The sequence below is a fragment of the Nocardia sp. NPDC058666 genome (assembly GCF_042714895.1).
In the GTDB taxonomy this organism is placed as follows: Bacteria; Actinomycetota; Actinomycetes; order Mycobacteriales; family Mycobacteriaceae; genus Nocardia.
On record NZ_JBHXRY010000006.1, the window covers coordinates 15,220 to 32,556 of the forward strand.

Annotated in this window: 15 protein-coding genes and 3 tRNA genes; 8 read left to right on the forward strand and 10 right to left on the reverse strand. The window is 67.9% G+C overall.

The features are described from left to right. Positions 1-62: 62 nt before the first annotated feature. The 4 genes from rpmG to ACFWVD_RS16035 form a co-directional block, all read right to left on the reverse strand. The gene (rpmG, locus tag ACFWVD_RS16020; protein ID WP_056814348.1) at positions 63-233 is read right to left on the reverse strand and encodes a 50S ribosomal protein L33; all 171 of its coding nucleotides are present in this window, start codon (positions 231-233) and stop codon (positions 63-65) included. A 36-nt stretch (positions 234-269) separates the two neighbouring features. Continuing rightward, a tRNA-Met gene (locus ACFWVD_RS16025) sits at positions 270-345 on the reverse strand. A 59-nt stretch (positions 346-404) separates the two neighbouring features. Beyond that, positions 405-477: transfer RNA gene (locus tag ACFWVD_RS16030), tRNA-Thr, on the reverse strand. 242 nt (positions 478-719) lie between these two features. Then, a tRNA-Tyr gene (locus ACFWVD_RS16035) sits at positions 720-802 on the reverse strand. Between the two features lie 175 nt (positions 803-977). Between ACFWVD_RS16035 and ACFWVD_RS16040 the strand changes: the two genes are divergently transcribed. Next, positions 978-1,469: a YajQ family cyclic di-GMP-binding protein gene (locus ACFWVD_RS16040; RefSeq protein ID WP_379243353.1), complete on the forward strand. Its 492-nt coding sequence runs from the start codon at positions 978-980 to the stop codon at positions 1,467-1,469. An 18-nt stretch (positions 1,470-1,487) separates the two neighbouring features. On the opposite strand, the gene htpX is transcribed toward ACFWVD_RS16040, so the two are convergent. Together htpX and ACFWVD_RS16050 are read right to left on the reverse strand one after the other, a co-directional pair. Then, positions 1,488-2,354, reverse strand: coding sequence for a zinc metalloprotease HtpX (gene htpX, locus ACFWVD_RS16045; RefSeq protein ID WP_379243355.1), 867 nt, complete (start codon positions 2,352-2,354; stop codon positions 1,488-1,490). Positions 2,355-2,394: 40 nt separating this feature from the next. Next, complete coding sequence (locus ACFWVD_RS16050) at positions 2,395-3,417, reverse strand: polyprenyl synthetase family protein (protein ID WP_379243357.1); 1,023 nt, start codon at positions 3,415-3,417, stop codon at positions 2,395-2,397. A gap of 145 nt (positions 3,418-3,562) precedes the next feature. On the opposite strand from ACFWVD_RS16050, the gene ACFWVD_RS16055 reads away from it, so the two are divergent. Next, the gene (locus ACFWVD_RS16055; RefSeq protein ID WP_379243359.1) at positions 3,563-4,828 is read left to right on the forward strand and encodes a geranylgeranyl reductase family protein; all 1,266 of its coding nucleotides are present in this window, start codon (positions 3,563-3,565) and stop codon (positions 4,826-4,828) included. 47 nt (positions 4,829-4,875) lie between these two features. On the opposite strand, the gene ACFWVD_RS16060 is transcribed toward ACFWVD_RS16055, so the two are convergent. Then, entirely contained in the window at positions 4,876-5,373 is a 498-nt protein-coding gene (locus tag ACFWVD_RS16060; RefSeq protein ID WP_379243360.1) for a DUF2505 domain-containing protein, read from the reverse strand. Positions 5,374-5,671: 298 nt separating this feature from the next. On the opposite strand from ACFWVD_RS16060, the gene ACFWVD_RS16065 reads away from it, so the two are divergent. The 4 genes from ACFWVD_RS16065 to ACFWVD_RS16080 all read left to right on the forward strand — a co-directional run bounded on the left by ACFWVD_RS16065 (position 5,672) and on the right by ACFWVD_RS16080 (position 12,646). After that, a complete protein-coding gene (locus ACFWVD_RS16065; protein ID WP_379243925.1) occupies positions 5,672-6,019 on the forward strand; it encodes a DUF3592 domain-containing protein in 348 nt (115 codons plus the stop codon). Positions 6,020-6,091: 72 nt separating this feature from the next. Next, entirely contained in the window at positions 6,092-7,234 is a 1,143-nt protein-coding gene (locus ACFWVD_RS16070) for a glycosyltransferase family 4 protein (protein ID WP_379243362.1), read from the forward strand. Between the two features lie 177 nt (positions 7,235-7,411). After that, positions 7,412-8,125: a demethylmenaquinone methyltransferase gene (locus ACFWVD_RS16075; protein WP_379243364.1), complete on the forward strand. Its 714-nt coding sequence runs from the start codon at positions 7,412-7,414 to the stop codon at positions 8,123-8,125. A 207-nt stretch (positions 8,126-8,332) separates the two neighbouring features. Continuing rightward, positions 8,333-12,646 (forward strand): molybdopterin-dependent oxidoreductase, encoded by a 4,314-nt coding sequence (locus tag ACFWVD_RS16080; protein ID WP_379243366.1) that lies wholly within the window; start codon positions 8,333-8,335, stop codon positions 12,644-12,646. A 5-nt stretch (positions 12,647-12,651) separates the two neighbouring features. On the opposite strand, the gene ACFWVD_RS16085 is transcribed toward ACFWVD_RS16080, so the two are convergent. Further along, a complete protein-coding gene (locus tag ACFWVD_RS16085) occupies positions 12,652-13,695 on the reverse strand; it encodes an aldo/keto reductase (RefSeq protein ID WP_379243368.1) in 1,044 nt (347 codons plus the stop codon). 82 nt (positions 13,696-13,777) lie between these two features. Here ACFWVD_RS16085 and ACFWVD_RS16090 point away from each other — a divergent pair, with 82 nt between their 5' ends. Continuing rightward, a complete protein-coding gene (locus ACFWVD_RS16090) occupies positions 13,778-14,395 on the forward strand; it encodes a TetR/AcrR family transcriptional regulator (protein WP_379243370.1) in 618 nt (205 codons plus the stop codon). A gap of 82 nt (positions 14,396-14,477) precedes the next feature. Here the strand turns inward: ACFWVD_RS16090 and ACFWVD_RS16095 are convergent, their stop codons facing one another. Continuing rightward, entirely contained in the window at positions 14,478-15,068 is a 591-nt protein-coding gene (locus ACFWVD_RS16095; RefSeq protein WP_379243372.1) for a TIGR03086 family metal-binding protein, read from the reverse strand. 266 nt (positions 15,069-15,334) lie between these two features. Between ACFWVD_RS16095 and ACFWVD_RS16100 the strand changes: the two genes are divergently transcribed. Continuing rightward, on the forward strand, positions 15,335-15,586 hold the full coding sequence (locus ACFWVD_RS16100) for a hypothetical protein (RefSeq protein WP_379243374.1): 252 nt from the start codon (positions 15,335-15,337) through the stop codon (positions 15,584-15,586). 98 nt (positions 15,587-15,684) lie between these two features. Here the strand turns inward: ACFWVD_RS16100 and menD are convergent, their stop codons facing one another. Continuing rightward, a complete protein-coding gene (gene menD, locus ACFWVD_RS16105; RefSeq protein WP_379243376.1) occupies positions 15,685-17,316 on the reverse strand; it encodes a 2-succinyl-5-enolpyruvyl-6-hydroxy-3-cyclohexene-1-carboxylic-acid synthase in 1,632 nt (543 codons plus the stop codon). Positions 17,317-17,337 lie beyond the last annotated feature (21 nt).

Sequence of the window (17,337 nt, forward strand, 5' to 3'; positions counted from 1 at the left end):
AATTTCCCGGAAAAAGCACAAAGGCCGGACTCTCGTCCGGCCTTCGGCAGATGTTCTAGAAACTAGCGCGACTCGCGGTGCGCCCGGTGAGTTCCGCAGTTGGGGCAGAACTTCTTGAGCTCGAGGCGATCCGGGTCGTTACGCCGGTTCTTCTTGGTGATGTAGTTGCGGTGCTTGCACTCGTCGCAGGCCAAGGTGATCTTGGGCCGGACATCGGTGGACTTCGCGGCCACGATTTGCCTTCTTTCCGGTCTGGGCTGAGTTGAAATTGGTAGCGATGGCCGGACTTGAACCGGCGACACAACGATTATGAGTCGTTTGCTCTACCAACTGAGCTACACCGCCACGGCGGACTAATATCCCGATGATGCCGCGGGTAGCCGCTCACCACCGGCAATCCGGCGAGCCCCCTAACGGAATCGAACCGTTGACCTTTTCCTTACCATGGAAACGCTCTACCGACTGAGCTAAGGGGGCATGACTACGTGGCACAGAGTCTGTACGGCCAAGCCGCTCAGCGTGACCCCGTGCTCCGGCGTCCTGAACGAGATTACACACTACCACCCTAGAGCACCAAATCGGCAGCTCACGGGCTGTTTTCAGCGCGGTTCAGCCCGGTGGAGGCGTAGCTGTCCTGTCGAGGCTACCCCGGTGCGACACCGGGACAGCCCCGGAAACCAAAGAACCCCGCCGATCTTCATGATCGACGGGGTTCGAGGTGGCAGATGTAGGATTCGAACCTACGTAGGCATAAGCCGACGGATTTACAGTCCGCTCCCATTGGCCGCTCGGGCAATCTGCCGTGTGCGCCGTTTCCGGTGCGTGCAGCAGCTTACAACGTAGGTGCCCGGACTATCAAAACGCCTGCACAGACCCCCTGCGAACACCGGTTGTCCCCCTATGCGGGTACAACTGTCTCGATGGCCGGTTCTACCGGCACCGGAGTTCGCCGGACCTTCACAGGACAGGAGCGCAGTGTGGCTGATTCGTCATTCGACGTCGTGAGCAAGGTCGATCGTCAGGAGGTCGACAACGCTCTGCATCAGGCGGAGAAGGAGCTGAACTCGCGCTACGACTTCAAGGGCACCGACGCGTCGATCGCGTGGTCGGGCGAGGAAGCGATCGTGCTGACCGCCAACGCCGAGGAGCGGGTGCAGGCGGCGCTGGAGGTGTTCAAGGAGAAGTTGATCCGTCGCGATATCTCGCTCAAGGCCTTCGAGGCGGGCGAGGCACAGCCGTCGGGCAAGGTGTTCAAGATCACCGGCACGCTGGTGCAGGGCATCGACACCGAGAAGGCGAAGAAGATCTCCAAGAAGATCCGCGACGAAGGCCCCAAGGGCGTGAAGGCGCAGATCCAGGGCGAGGAGCTGCGGGTCAGCAGCAAGAAGCGCGACGATCTGCAGGAAGTGATCTCGCTGCTCAAGGGCGAGGATTTCGGCATCGCGCTGCAGTTCGTCAACTACCGGTAGGTAGTGGCCGGGCGGCGCCTAGTGCAGGTGGGTGTCGCCCCTGGCCAGATCTTCGAGGCGCTTGATGCGTTCGTCCATCGGGGGGTGGGTGGAATACCAGCGGGCCACGCGGTCGCCGGCGCGGAACGGGTTGGCGATCATCAGGTGCGATTCGCTGGTGATCTTGGGGTCCGGCGGGAGCGGGGCGGCCTGGACGCCGCGTTCGATCTTGCGCAGAGCCGAGGCCAGGGCGAGGGGGTCGCCGGTGAGTTCGGCGCCGGACTGATCGGCTTGGAATTCCCGCGATCGCGACACCGCCATCTTGATCAGACCTGCGGCGATGGGACCGAGCAGTGAGACAAGCAGCACGCCGATGACGTTCGGGCCGTTTCCGTCACGGTTGCCGAACGAGCTCGCGAAGAACGCCATGTTCGCGAGTCCGGTGATGATCGAGGCCATCGCGCCCGCCACCGACGAAATCAGGATGTCGCGGTTGTACACGTGCGACAGCTCGTGACCCAGCACCGCGCGCAACTCCCGCTCGTCGAGCAGTTGCAGGATGCCGCTGGTGCAGCAGACCGCGGCGTGCCGGGGATTGCGGCCGGTCGCGAACGCGTTGGGGGCGCTGGTGGGGCTGATGTACAGGCGTGGCATCGGCTGACGCGCCGCGGTGGCGAGTTCGCGCACGATCCGGTACATCACCGGCGCTTCCAGTTCGCTCACCGGTTGCGCGTGCATCGCCTTCAACGCCAGCTTGTCGCTGTTGAAGTAGGCGTAGGCGTTCACGCCCACGGCCAGCACGATCGAGATGATCAGGATCGTCGGGCTGCGAAACATCGCCCCGATAGCGACGATCAGCGCCGACATGCCGACCATCAAGGCGAAGGTCTTCATCCCGTTGGGCATGAATGAGCAACGCCGACCCGGGCCCGTTAGTTCCGTCTGGCTAACCCACGCGTTCGATCGTGTAGCGGACCAGGCGGGTGAGGGCGTCGTTGGCCGGGCCCGGCGGCAGGGCGGCCAGTTCGGTGTCGGCCAGGTCGGCGTACTCGGCGAGCTTTTCCTTGGCCAGCGCCATGCCCGGTGAGCGGCGCAGCAGTTCCAACGCCTCGTCCACCTCGATGTCGGTTTCCAGCGGACGGGCCAGCAGGGTGCGCAGACGGTCGCCGTCGGGGGTGGTCTCGCGCAGGGCGTACAGCACCGGCAGGGTGTGCACGCCTTCGCGCAGGTCGGTGCCGGGGGTTTTGCCCGACTGTTCGGCCGAGGACGAGATGTCGATGATGTCGTCGGAGATCTGGAACGCGGTACCGACGGCGTCGCCCAGGCGCGCCAGTCGTTCCACGTGCTCGTCGTCGGCGCCGGAGAACGTGCCACCGAAACGGCCGGCGGCGGCGATCAGCGAACCGGTCTTCTCCCACACCACGCGCAGGTAGTGCTCGATGGGATCCTGGGTTTGCTTGGCGCCCATGGTTTCTCGCATCTGACCGGTGACCAGCTCGGCGAAGGTCTCCGCGATGATGCGCACCGCGTCGGGGCCCAGCGTGGACGTCAGGCGCGAGGCGTGGGCGAACAGGTAGTCACCCGCCAGGATCGCGATGCTGTTGCCCCAGCGCGAGTTCACGCTCTCCGCACCGCGTCGCTGCGTCGCCTCGTCCATCACGTCGTCGTGATACAGCGTGGCCAGGTGCACCAGTTCCACGACCGTGCCCGCGGTGACCAGCGCCGGGTCGGTGGGATTGGGTCCGAGCTGGCCGGTGAGCACGGTGAACAGCGGCCGGAACCGCTTACCGCCCGCCCGTGCCAGGTGCAGGGCGGCTTCCTGCAGGAATTCCTCGCCGTCGGAGAGTTCGTCGACGAGCAGTTTCTCGACCGCGGCCAGTCCGTCGCGCACGGTGACGGCGAGTGCGGGATCGACGAGGTCTACCCCGGCAACCACGGTGCTTTCGTCGCTCACAGCCGATGTGCTCATTATCTTCTCCCAGCGATGCGTCCGACCCCGACGGGTAGCAACCTAGCGTGTTCCGCCACTTCGGCCGATGAACCCCGTCACACAGTGACAATTCCCGGTGTACCCGACACTCTCGCACAACCGCCGACAGTGCCAGTATTGAGCCATGGGTTCACCGGATCTGCTCCCCGCCGACCATGCGTCGCTGCCCGCCGCCGTCGAGGTGCTGGTAGTCGGTGCCGGGCCTGCCGGTTCGGCGTCGGCGGCATGGGCCGCGCGCGCCGGACGCGATGTGCTGCTGCTGGATTCGGCGGTTTTCCCGCGCGACAAGACCTGCGGCGACGGCCTGACCCCGCGCGCCACCGCCGAGCTGGAACATCTGGGTCTGGGCGAATGGTTGCGCGCGCACACGGTGAACCACGGGTTGCGGATGGCCGGATTCGGGCGCGAGGCGTTGCTGCCGTGGCCGGGCGGGTCGTTCCCGACGTACGGAAGTGCCGTTCCCCGAACCGAACTCGACGACAAGCTGCGCGAGACCGCGATCAAATCCGGTGCGCGGATGGTCGACGGCGCCAAGGTCACCGAGGTGCATCGCGACGGTGAACGGGTCACCGGGGTGAGCGTGCGCATCGGCGACACCACCCACACCGTGCGCTGCCGGGTGCTGGTCGTGGCCGACGGCGTGCGCTCCCCCATCGGAAAACAGTTGGGGCGCACCTGGCATCGCCGCTACGCCTACGGCACCGCCGCGCGCGCCTACATCAAGTCCGGGCGCAGCGACGACCAGTGGATCTCCTCGCATCTGGAACTGCGCAACGCCGCCGACGAGCTCGTGCCCGGCTACGGCTGGATCTTCCCGCTGGGCAACGGCGAAGTGAACATCGGCGTCGGCTCGCTGGCCACCGAGGCGCGGCCCTCGCACATCGCGCTCAAACCGCTGCTCGAGCACTACACCCGGCTGCGCCGCGAGGAATGGGAACTACACGGCGAACTGCGCGCGGTGGCCTCGGCGCTGCTGCCCATGGGCGGCGCGGTCTCGAACGTGGCCGGGGTGAACTGGGCGCTGGTCGGTGACGCCGCAGGCTGCGTGAACCCGCTCAACGGGGAAGGCATCGACTACGGCCTCGAAGGCGGGCACATGCTCGAGAGCCTGCTCGACGAACCCGATTTGAGCACGGTGTGGCCGCAGCTGCTGCGCGCGAAGTACGGGCGCACGTTCTCAGTGGCGCGCAGGCTCGCGGGGCTGGCCACGGCGCCGAAGTTCGTGCCGCTGGGTGGGCCGCCGGTGATGCGGTCGAAGTACTTGCAGCGCACCGCTGTTCGTGTGATGGGCAATCTGGTGACCGATGAGGACCTCGACCTCACCGCCCGCGCCTGGCGGGCGGCGGGCCGAGCCTCTTTGCGCGCCGACGAGCTGCCGCCCTTCAGCTGAGGCGCCTCCCCGCACCCGGTTCGAAGTCGCGAGGAGGCGGTTAGCCGTCAGAGCTTCGCGAACCAGTTCTCGATGAACTTGCGTTCGCTGTTCAGCACTCGCTGGTGCAGTTGCTCGGCCAAAGGTTCGATCGCGCCGCCTACCAGCGGGACCTTCACCTTGACCGTGCCGACGACCTCGATTTCGCTGCCTTCGGCGGTGGGGCGCAGTTCGTAGGTGCCCGCCATCTCGGTGGTGATGCCGGTGGTGTTGCCGGTGAAACTGCCCTTGGCGGTCTCGCCCTGCAGCGGCTGCCAGGTGTCGGTGCGCTCGAGCACCAGGTCGCTTTTGAGCACCTTCCGCACGAGACCGGGAACCTTGTCCTTACCTGGGGTTTCGGTCATGTGGAGGGTGATCGAGTCGGGGCCGTTCGGATGGGAGAGTTCGATGGTCGCGGTCTCGGCGGCGGCGAAACGCGCCTGCCAGACAGCGTCGTCGACAAGTGCCCGGTGAAGCTCTTCGACCGGGACGGAGTAGGGCACGGTGAAGCTGAATTTGCGGGACATAGCGGGAATGCTATTGCAGTCGAATTCGTCACTGCCACATGGCAGGTAGTCGTTCTCGACAGGCAGTCCGTAGTTTTCGGCCGCCTTGATCTGGACTGACCGGAGGGTGCGACGAAGGAGTGCCCGGAGGGAGGGAAGATCGAGGTTAATAGGCCGAAAACCCGCGGCGCCAGCCGCCAAAAATACAGCCGGTAGGGTGGTGCGCGTGTCTGAAACCAGCCTGTTGGAGCGGCGGAGTAAGCGCCTGCGGCGGGTTCAGGCATGGGTGATCGGTGCCGCGGCGGTGATCAGTGTGCTGATGGTGCTGCTGGTGTTGGCGGCCTGGCGCAACGATTACGAGATCGAACAGCATCGCGGCGTGACCTCGGGTGAAGTGCTGTCCGCGGGGCGGTTGCGGTCGGCGGTGACCTATGTGACGCCCGACAGCGTGACCCATAACCCCAAGGTCGGCATCCTGTATCCGACGAATCTGACCGTGGGCCAGCGCATCAATGTCGAGTACAGCACCCGCGACCCCGACCTGGTCCGGGTGGCGGGGCGCGATGCGCGGGTGGCGATCATTCCGGCCGCCTCGGTGATCTTCGTGGCGTGGGCGCTGGCGATTCCGGTGCTGTGGTTGGTGCGGCGCAAGCAGCGCGCGGCGTAACTTCGTTTGCTGTTCGCCCCGGCTTCACGTCGGCGTGGGGGTGTCGCGCGGTGTGGCGGTCACCCTGGAAGGGTGCGCGTAGCCATCGTCTCGGAGTCTTTCCTGCCGAACATGAACGGTGTCGTCAACTCCGTGCTGCGGGTGTTGGATCACCTGGACCAGCACGGTCACGACGCCATGATCGTGGCGCCCGATTCCCTGCGCGGCGCCCCACCCGCACCGCGTTTTCACGGCCGCTTCCCGGTGCACCGCGTACCGGCGATGATGGTGCCGAAGGTCAGTTCGCTGCCGGTGGGGCTGCCACAGCCGGGGATCACCGCCGCCATCGCCGATTTCGACCCCGACGTGGTGCATCTGGCCTCGCCGTTCCTGCTCGGCGCGGGTGGGCTGGCGGCGGCGACCCGGTTGGATCTGCCGACCGTGGCGGTGTACCAGACCGACGTGGCCGGATTCGCCAAGAGCTACGGCCTCGGGCTGGCCTCGCGGGCCGCCTGGGCGTGGACGCGGCGTATCCACGAGGGCGCCACTCGCACGCTGGCGCCGTCGTCGGCGGCCGCACACGATCTCGCCGAGCACGGGATCCCGCGCGTGCACCGCTGGGGTCGCGGCGTGGACATCGCCCGGTTCACCCCCACCGCACGCAGTGAGGAACTGCGCGCGAGCTGGTTGGGAGCCGACGAGCGGCTCGTTGTCGGGTTCGTGGGCAGGCTCGCGCCGGAAAAGCACGTGGAACGGTTGGCCGCGCTGGCCGGCGACCCGTCGATCCAGCTCGTGGTGGTCGGCGACGGCCCGGAGCGGGCGCGGTTGCGCAAGCTGATGCCGGACGCGGTGTTCACCGGTGAGCTGGGCGGCAGCGAACTGGCCGCGCATTACGCGAGCTTGGATGTGATGGTGCATCCCGGCGAGCACGAGACGTTCTGCCAGGGCGTGCAGGAGGCGTTGTCGTCGGGTGTGCCGGTGATCGGCCCCGACGCCGGCGGCCCGCGTGATCTGATCGCGCACTGCCGCAACGGTTTTCTGCTGCCGGTCGACCGTTTCGCCGAACTGCTGCCCAGCGCCGTGTCCGCGCTGCGCGATGCCCGACAGCGCGGCCGGTTCGCGACCGCGGCGCGAAAGTCGGTGCTGCACCGCACCTGGCCCGCGATCTGCACCGAGCTGATGGGCCACTACGCCGACGTCACCGGCACGCGCCGGCGATTGCCGCGCACCGCTTAGTCGCAGTCCGCTGCAGCCACGCACACTTCGCCTTCGCCGCAGCCACGCGCGCTTCGCCTTCGCTGCGGCCACGGGCACAGCGCTCGTGCGACTGCGACCACTGCGCGTCCCGCGTCCTCGCCCTTGGTGGTGAATCCCACTCGCGCTATTGCGGCGGAACAACTCTAAGCTCGGTGTGTGGCGACAACAGAGCAGCGGGAACCGATTCGGGCTTCGCTGGACAAGCAACCCCACGAGGTCGCGTCGATGTTCGACGGTGTGGCGAAGCGCTACGACCTCACCAACACGGTCATCTCCGGTGGCCAGGATCGGTACTGGCGGTGGGCGACGCGACGCGCGCTCGGCCTTCGACCCGGCGAACGAGTGCTCGACCTCGCCGCGGGGACCGGTGTGTCGACCGTGGAGCTGGGCAAATCCGGTGCCTGGTGTGTGGCCGCGGACTTCTCCCAGGGCATGCTCGGAGCGGGCCGGTTCCGCAAGGTGCCGATGGTGGCGGGCGACGCCATGGCGTTGCCGTTCGCCGACGATTCGTTCGACGCGGTGACCATCTCGTTCGGTCTGCGCAATGTCGCCGATATCGATGTGGCGCTGCGCGAGATGTTGCGGGTGACCAAGCCGGGCGGACGGGTGGTGGTGTGTGAGTTCTCCACACCGGTGTTCGGTCCCTTCCGCACCGTGTACATGGAGTACCTGATGAAGGCGCTGCCGCGGGTGGCGCAGGCGGTGAGCTCCAACCCGGACGCGTACGTGTACCTGGCCGAGTCGATCCGGGCGTGGCCCAATCAGCGCAGGCTGGCTCGCCGCATCGCCGACGCCGGCTGGGACTCGGTGCAGTGGCGCGACCTCACCGGTGGCGTGGTGGCGTTGCACCGCGGCTACAAACTGGGCTGAACACCCGCCGAACCCGGCGAAGGGCGGGGTGAGACCGGTCACCCCAGCCCGGCCACTCCCGCGCGGCAACCGGACGGAATGTGCCCTGATCAGGGGTGATATTCGGGCCGCAACCTCACTGTGGAAATTTTGACGTGTGAGGTCGATTGTCACCTGGACATAACGTTCGGTAAATCGAGCGCAACGACCAATGCGGATGATCGAGTCATGACAGGGGAAGCGGACGGCCGCGACACGGACACTGTGCGTACACAGTGCTCGTATTGCGGCGTCGGCTGCGGCATAAACGTCCAGACAAAGACTGATCAGTCTGGCGCGCGGTTGATCGCGAAGGTCAGCGGCGACAAGCTGCATCCGGCGAACGCGGGCAGACTGTGCACCAAGGGCGCCACCCACGCGGAGATGATGGCCGCGCCCGGCCGGATGGCCACCGCCTACCGCCGCCCTGAACGCGGGCAGGCCCCGGCGCCGCTGCCGGTCGACGAGGCGGTGCACGAGACCGCCGCCCGGCTGCGCGCGATCCTGGACGAGCACGGCCCCGACGCGATCGCCCTCTACGTCTCCGGACAGATGTCGCTCGAGGCCCAGTACCTGGCCACCAAGCTGGCCAAGGGCTACCTGCGCACCAAGCACATCGAAGCCAACTCGCGCCTGTGCATGGCCAGCGCGGGCACCGGCTACAAGCAGTCGCTGGGCTCGGACGGGCCGCCCGGCTCGTACGACGACTTCGAGCACGCCGACCTGTTCCTGGTCAGCGGCGCGAACATGGCCGACTGCCACCCGATCCTGTACCTGCGCATGGCCGACCGGCTCAAGGCGGGCGCCAAGCTGATCGTGGTCGACCCGCGCCGCACCGACACCGCGGCCCGCGCCGACCTGTTCCTGCAGATCGCCCCCGGCACCGACCTCGCCCTGCTCAACGGGCTGTTGCACCTGCTGGTCGCCGACGGTGCGATCGACACGGAGTTCATCGCGCAGCACACCGAGGGTTGGGACGCGATGCCCGAATTCCTCGCCGACTACCCACCCGCGCGCGTGGCCGAGCTGACCGGCCTGGCCGAGGCCGACATCCGCACCGCCGCCACGATGATCGCGCAGGCCGGCGAGTGGATGTCGCTGTGGACGATGGGCCTGAACCAGTCCACCCACGGCACCTGGAACACCAACGCCCTGGTGAACCTGCACCTGGCCACCGGCACCATCTGCCGACCCGGCAGCGGACCCTTCTCCCTCACCGGCCAACCCAACGCCATGGGCGGCCGCGAAATGGGCTACATGGGTCCCGGCCTGCCCGGTCAGCGCAGCCTGCTCTCCCCCGCCGACCGCACCTTCGTCGAAACCGCCTGGGACCTGCCCGCGGACACCCTGCGCACCGAGGCGGGCCCCGGCACGATCGACATGTTCCGCGGCTTGGCCGACGGCGAGATCAAGGCCGCGTGGATCATCTGCACCAATCCCGTTGCCACCGTGGCCAATCGCAAAACCGTGATCGCGGGGCTCGAGGCCGCCGAGTTGGTGATCGTGCAGGACGCTTACACCGAAACCGCCACCAACGCCTACGCCGATCTGCTGCTGCCCGCGACACTGTGGGCCGAAGCCGATGCGGTGATGGTCAATTCCGAGCGCACCGTCACCCTGCTGCAACAGTCGGTCGACCCGATCGGCGAAGCGCGACCGGACTGGCTGCTGATCGCCCAGGTCGCGACCGCCATGGGTTTCCCCGGCTTCGACTTCGCTTCCAGCGCCGAGGTTTTCGCCGAACTGCAGCAGTTCACCAATCCGGCCACCGGTTACGACCTCAGCGGCATGAGCTACCAGCGCCTGGCCGACGGGCCGATGCAGTGGCCGTGCAACGACGCCGACAGCCCGCGCAACCCGATCCGCTATCTCAACGACGGCACCCACCAGCCGCTGCACGTGGCGGCCGACGGCACCACCCCGCGCCTGGCGTTCGCCACCCCGAGCAGGCGCGCGGTGTTCTTCCCCCGCCCGCACCTGCCCGCCGCGGAACTGCCCGACGACGACTACCCGTTCCTGCTCAATACCGGTCGGCTGCAACATCAGTGGCACACCATGACCAAGACCGGCAAGGTCGCCAAGCTGACCAAGCTGAACGGCGCACCGTTCGTGGAAGTGCACCCCGAGGATGCGCGCCGCCTCGACCTCGAGCCCGGCGACCAACTGGAGATCGCGTCGCGCCGCGGCCGTGCCGTCCTGCCGGTGCGCATCAGCGATCGTGTGCGACCTGGTGATTGTTTTGCTCCCTTCCATTGGAACGACGAACAGGGCGAATACCTCACGATCAACGCGGTCACCAACGACGCGGTGGATCCCGCCTCGCTGCAACCGGAGTTCAAGGCCTGCGCGGTGGCACTGCGCCGGGTCGGCCCGGCACCCACCGCGGAACAGGCTCCCGCGCAGCCGTCGCAGCTCCCCGCGCAAGCCGACCAGCCTGCCGAGCATCCGCTGGCCGGAGTACTCGGCCTGGACGCCGGCGCCTCGCCCACTCTCAGCGAGACCGAACGTATCTACCTCGGCGGTTACCTCGCCGCCCTGCAATCACTGCCGGTGACCGGTCAGCCGGTGCTGCCGGTGAGCGCGCCGCTGTCCACTCAATCCCGCCTGTGGGTCGACGGACTGCTGGCAGGCATGTACTCCCGCAATGTCGGTGCCGCCACCGACACCCCCGAAAGCCCTATCCCCCACCCGGTCACGGTTCTGTGGGCCTCCCAAACCGGCAACGCCGAGGAACTGGCCGCCACCGTCGCCGCCCGGCTCACCGAAGCCGGACTCACACCGTCACTGCTGGATATGGACTCCTGCGAACTCACCTCGATCACCGGTGACGTCCTCGTCGTGACCAGCACGTTCGGTGACGGCGGCCCACCCGACAACGGTGCCGACTTCTGGACCCGCTTGGAAGACAGCATCATTCGACTCAACGGGGTGCGCTACGCGGTGTTCGCCCTCGGTGACTCCTCCTACGACGACTTCTGCGGGCACGGCCGCAAACTCGACACCCTGTTCGCCGAGCGTGGTGCCAAGCGGCTGCTGCCGCGGGTGGACAGCGAGCCCGATTTCGACGACACCGCGCAACAGTGGCTCGACGATGTCCTGGCCGCGATCACCACCCACGATGACGGCAACTCATCGGGCGGCCGTTCACAGGGTCGCGATCCTCTGCCGACCGGTCGCGACGGATCGCCCGGCAGCCCTTCTCGAAGCGACAGTTTCGCCGGTGGTGCCAACAACTCCTTCCCAGTTGGTGCTGCCAATAACGGTGTCTCCCATGTGAGTTCGGCCCGCCCGCTGCCTTCCCCCGCCGGCCGCGGTGGAGCGACCGTGCTCGACCGCCCCCTCGCCACCACCCAGCCCCGCGTGCAGCGCGCCGCCGCCGCACCGTTCACCCGCCAATCCCCGGTCCTGGCCACCCTGATGCGCAACGAGATCCTGAGCGCCCCCGGTTCACCGAAAGAGGTGCGGCGCTTCGGTTTCGACCTGCACGACCTCGACGCCGGATACGAAGTCGGCGACTCGCTGGGCGTGCTGCCCGCCAACTGCCCCGAACTGGTCGAGGAATGGCTGACCTGCACGGGCCTGGACGGCCGACGCGTGATCGAACTCGACAACCGCGAACTCACCCTCACCGATGCCCTGCGCACACATTTCGACATCACCAAGGTGAGTCAGGATCTGCTGGGCTTCATCGGCGAACGCAACCCGCACCCGCAGCTGGCCAAGCTGCTGCGCCGCGACAACCGCAACGAGCTCGCCTCCTACCTGTGGGATCGCCAGGCCGTCGACGTGCTGCGCGACTTCCCGGTGCGCACCGACCTCGTGGACTGGCTCGGTGCACTGAAAAAGCTGCAGCCACGCCAGTATTCGATCTCGTCCAGCCCGCTGACCACCCCCGACGAGGTTCAGCTCACGGTCGGCGTCGTCCGCTACGGCGACCCGGTGGGCACTTCGTCGCGTCGCGGCGGGGTGTGCTCGACGTTCCTGGCCGACCGGGGCACCACCGAGGTGCCGATCTTCCTGCAGCGGGCCCCGCACTTCCGCCCACCGCTGGACCCGACCGCCCCGATGATCATGGTGGGGCCGGGTACCGGCATCGCTCCCTTCCGCGGATTCCTGCACGAACGGCGGGCCATCGGGGCGACCGGCCGCAACTGGCTGTTCTTCGGCGACCAGCACGCCGCCCAGAACTTCTACTACCGCGGCGAACTGGAAGACATGTTCCGCTCCGGCTTCCTCACCCGCCTGGACCTGGCCTTCTCCCGCGACCAGCGCGAACGGGTCTACGTGCAGCACCGGATGATCGAGCACGGCGCCGAGCTGTGGTCGTGGCTGCGCGACGGCGGCCACTTCTACGTCTGCGGCGACGCCTCCCGGATGGCCAAGGATGTCGACGACACCCTGCTGCGGATCGCCCAGATCCACGGAAAGCTGGACGAGGCGGGCGCGCTGGCCTTCAAGAAGCAGCTCGTGGCCGAGAAACGGTACGTGCGCGACGTGTACTGACCCGATCAGGCCGCGCGGATCGCCGGCGGGTTGAGCCGGGCGAAATCGGGCAGCCGGTGATACGGGTAGTACGGGTACGGGGGTGTGGTCGCGCTCGCGGCATCCAGGGCGGCCACGTGTTCGGGGTCGAGCTGCCAGCCCACGGCACCGAGGTTCTGACGTAACTGTTCCTCGTTGCGGGCCCCGATCAATACCGAACTGACAGTGGGACGGGTGAGTAACCAGTTCAGCGAGATCTGCGCGACGCTGAGGCCGGTGTCGGCGGCGATCCGGTCGAGAACATCGACGATGTCGTAGAGCTTGTCGTCGTCGACAGGAGGGCCCGCCTGCGCGGTCTCGTGCAGCCTGCTGCCGGCCGGAAGTGGTTGTCCACGACGGATTTTGCCGGTGAGCCTGCCCCAGCCCAGCGGGCTCCAGATGATGGACCCGACGCCCTGATCTGCGCCCAACGGCATCAGTTCCCATTCGTAGTCGCGACCGACCAGCGAGTAGTAGACCTGGTGCGCCACCGGCTTCTCCAGTCCGAGCGACTCGGCGGTGGCCAGGGTTTTCATCAGTTCCCACCCGGCGAAGTTGGAGACGCCGAGGTAGCGGATCTTGCCCGCGCGCACGAGATCGTCCAGGGCCGTGAGGGTTTCCGCCAGCGGGGTGCCCGCGTCGAAGGCGTGTAGTTGGAACAGGTCGAGATAGTCGGTGCCCAGACGTCGCAGCGACGCGTCGACGGCACGGATCAGCCTGGACCGGCTCGAACCCGCTTCGTGCGGGCCGGGGCCGGTGGGCAGGGCCGATTTCGTGGACAGCAGGACCTGGTCGCGCCTACCTTTGATCGCCGCGCCCAGTACTTCCTCCGACGCACCGTCGGAATACACATCCGCGGAGTCGAACAGGGTGACGCCGGCCTCCAGACTGATGTCGATCAACCGCCTGGCCTGCGCGGCATCGGTATCACCCCACGCGCTGAACAGGGCCCCACGGCCACCGAAAGTGCCTGCGCCGAAACCGAGTGCCGGAACGAGAAGACCTGATGCGCCGAGCCGCCGGTATTCCATGAGAGCTCCTAAGGGGTCTATAGTTTCGTTAACACGGCCGACAGTACACCCGATTCGCGCTAAATGAAACAGGAGTTCCGTTATGGACTACGACATCGCCTGGCCCGGCTCCATTCGCCCAGGTGGACGCACCGCCCGCGTGCGCGAATCGGTGCTGGAAGTGGCCGGCGATCTGCTGGCCGACCGTGGATTCGCGCATCTGGACCTCACCGAGGTCGCCACCGCGGCCGGGGTCGGCAAGACCACCGTCTACCGTCGCTGGCGCACACCCGCGGGCCTGGTCGCCGACCTGCTCGTGGACATGGCCGACCAGTCGCTGCCGCGCGCGGACACCGGCTCACTGCTCGACGACCTCACCGCCAATGCCCGACTGGTCGCGAAGACACTGGCCGACGGTCGCCAGAGCAACCTGTTCCGGGCCGTCATCGCCGCCGCCACCTGCGACGATGTCACCGCCACCGCCCTGCACAGCTTCTACAACACCCGCCTGGCCGAATGGGAACCCTGCGTCGACGCCGCCATCGTCCGCGGCGAGGCACCGGTGGGCACCGACCCGCGCGCGGTGCTGTCGGCGGTCTCCGCGCCGATGTACTACCGATTACTGGCCAGCGGCGATCCGATCGATCGCGACATCGCCGACCGCTCGGCCAGAGCCGCCGCCATCGCAACCATCGCCGGAGCCTTCGTCACCAGCGCCTAGCTAACCCGCTGCTCGACCATGCCCCGCTGCTCGGCCACGCCGCTGCTCGGCCATGTCACCGCTCAGCTATGCCGCCGCACGGCTACGCCACTGCTGACGAACGCCAGGCGGGGTCGCGGCCCGTCAGCCCGAGCACACGCTCGAAAACCGGGGCGTCGGACGGGATGTCGACGATCGGGCCGAACAAGCCGGGCGTGCCCTCGGGATCGGTCTCGCTCAGGAACTCGAGCAGGATCGCCGAATCCGCGGGGTCCACGCGCAAGTCCTGGCCGGTGGCGACGGCGAGATCCCAGCCGTGGATGACGATCTCGTCGAGCGCGACCATCGCCATCACCGCAGCTGGCATCCGCACGCCACCCGCTTCGGTGTCACCGTCCCACGCATCGCCCACCCGCCATGCGGCCGTCAGCGCTTCCAGTTGCGCGGGAATCAGCGTGCGCCAATCGTTCGGCAGCGCGGTGTCGGCACCAGCGGGCGGGGGCGCGGAGTTGCCCACTGCTTCCTTCGTCGCGGCCTGCCGGAACGCCTCGGTCAGGCCGACGACGTGGGCGAGCACGTCGCGCACGGTGGACGCGCCACACGGGGTCGAGTCGGCGAGCTGGTCGTCGGATATGCCGTCGACGATCGCGGCCAGCGATCGGGCGGCGGGTTCGAAGTCGAATTGCGGTTCCATGGGCACTCCTCGTCGGATGGCAGGCGGCTGCACTCATGATGACGACGGCACCGCCGGAAAATCATCGGTGCGGGTTGCCGACCGCCCGAGATCGGCGCACCCTGGACAGCGCAGGGCCGATCAACGTCACCGCACGTCAGCGACACAGCATGTCAGCGTCACCGCACGTCAGCGTCACACCGCACGTCAACGACACACAGCACGTCAGCGTCACGTACGTCCGAGGCAACCGCCGTCCGAGGTAACGACGACGAACAGGAGCACCGATGATCGAGTACGAAACCGCTCGCCCGCTGGACGAGGTCCCCGAGGCCGATCGCATCGAACAGCAACAGTCCGCGTTCCTCGACCCCGATGATCCGGCCTACTTCGACGCCGCCGACTACACCGACGAGATGGCGGCCAACATCGCCCGCGACGCCGACACCGCCAACCCGGCGGACGTGATCGAGCAGACCATCCCGGTCCCGATGGACGAGGACGGCGACGGGTTCATCGTCGCGAGCAGCGCCGACTGACTCCCCCTGCGGGGAGCCCGCCCACGTTGCACCATTTCGCGCGCCCAGCCAGCGCGAAGGGTTACGCGCGATCTCGCCGCGGGTGCGCCTCGCCGGGTCTAGTCGGCGATCTTGGCCCGCAGGCTCGCGTGCAGTTCACGCAGGCTGGATCGTTCGGTCGCGACCTCGAGCACCCGCAACCCGTGCGCGTCAGCGGCCAGTTCCACCGCGAGTTCCGCGGGGTCGACCTGGCGGTGCGGGATGCGGTAGGCGGCGCACAGGGCGGCCAGGTCCATGCCGTGCGGGGTGCCGAACACGCGCTCGAACACGCCCGCGTACTGCGGGTCGCCCTGTTCGAGCAGTTCGAAGATGCCGCCGCCGTCGTCGTTGGCGACCACGATCGTGAGGTTGTCCGGCCGTGGTTCGCCGCGGCCGATCAGCAGGCCGGACGCGTCGTGCAGGAAGGTCAGGTCGCCCATCAGTGCCACCGTGCGACCGGGATGCGCCAGCGCCGCGCCGACCGCGCCGGAGACCGTGCCATCGATTCCGGCCACACCACGGTTGGACAGCACCCGGATTCCAGCACGCGGATGCGACACCAGCGCGGCGTCACGCACCGGATTCGACGCGCCCAGCAGCAGCAGATCGCCGTCACGCAACGCCGCCATGACCACGTCCGCCACGTGCAGACCGGTCGCCTTCGGATGCGTGGCCAGCTCCGCCCGCACCACCGATTCGGCCTGCTCGTTCAGTTCGCGGCAGCGCGCCAGCCAGGCCGGATCGGGAGAACCGCTGGTCACCGCGCGGGTGCCGGTCCCCACGACATTGCCGGAGACATCGGGCCACCGCGGGCCGGTGGTGAGCGCGAACACCGTGACGTTCGGGTCGGCCAGTACCCGCGAGACCTGCCGGTGCAGGGTCGGGCGGCCGGTGATGATCGCCTGGGTCGGTTTCAGCAGGGCCAGCGCCAGCGGGTGCAGGGCGGGACCGTGCATCGGCGCGGTCGGCTCGGCCACGGTCGGCAGGTCGGCCAGTTCGGGCAGCAAGCGTGCGCCGTGACCGGAGATGACGACGGTGTCGGGGGTCAGATCGATGTCGAGGGGCACGTCGAGGGTGGCGTATTGGGTTGCCGTCCACGGCCGCTCGCCGTCGCGACCGGCGGGCAGCGGGTCGTCGGACAGCTCGGGGACCAGCGGTTCACGCAAGGGAATGTCGAACTGGACCGGTCCCGCGTTGCCGGATCGGGTGCCGCGCGCGGCGGCCAGCACCCGGCACACGGTCGAACGCCAGACGCTGTTCTGACGCGGGTAGGCGGCTTCTCCCGCTTCGGCTTCGGCCAGCCCGAGGCTGATGGTGGCGCGCACCTGCGAGCCGAAAAGTCCCAGCTGTTCCACGGTCTGGTTGGCGCCGGTGCCCAGCATCTCGTACGGGCGGTTCGCGCTGATGACGATCAGCGGCACCCGCGCGTAATTGGCCTCCAGCACAGCCGGACCCAGGTTCGCCACCGCCGTGCCCGAGGTCATCACGACCGGCACCGGCCGCCCCGACGATACCGCGAGGCCGATCGCGAGAAATCCCGCGGTGCGCTCGTCCACGCGCATGTGCAGACGTAGTTCCCCGGCCACATCGGCGGCCTGCAGCGCGAAGGCCAGTGGGGCGTTGCGCGATCCGGGGCACAGCACCACCTCGCGGACGCCGCCGCGCACGAGCTCGTCGACGACCACTCGCGCCTGGGCTGTTGAGGGATTCACAACTACCAGCGTGACAGACCT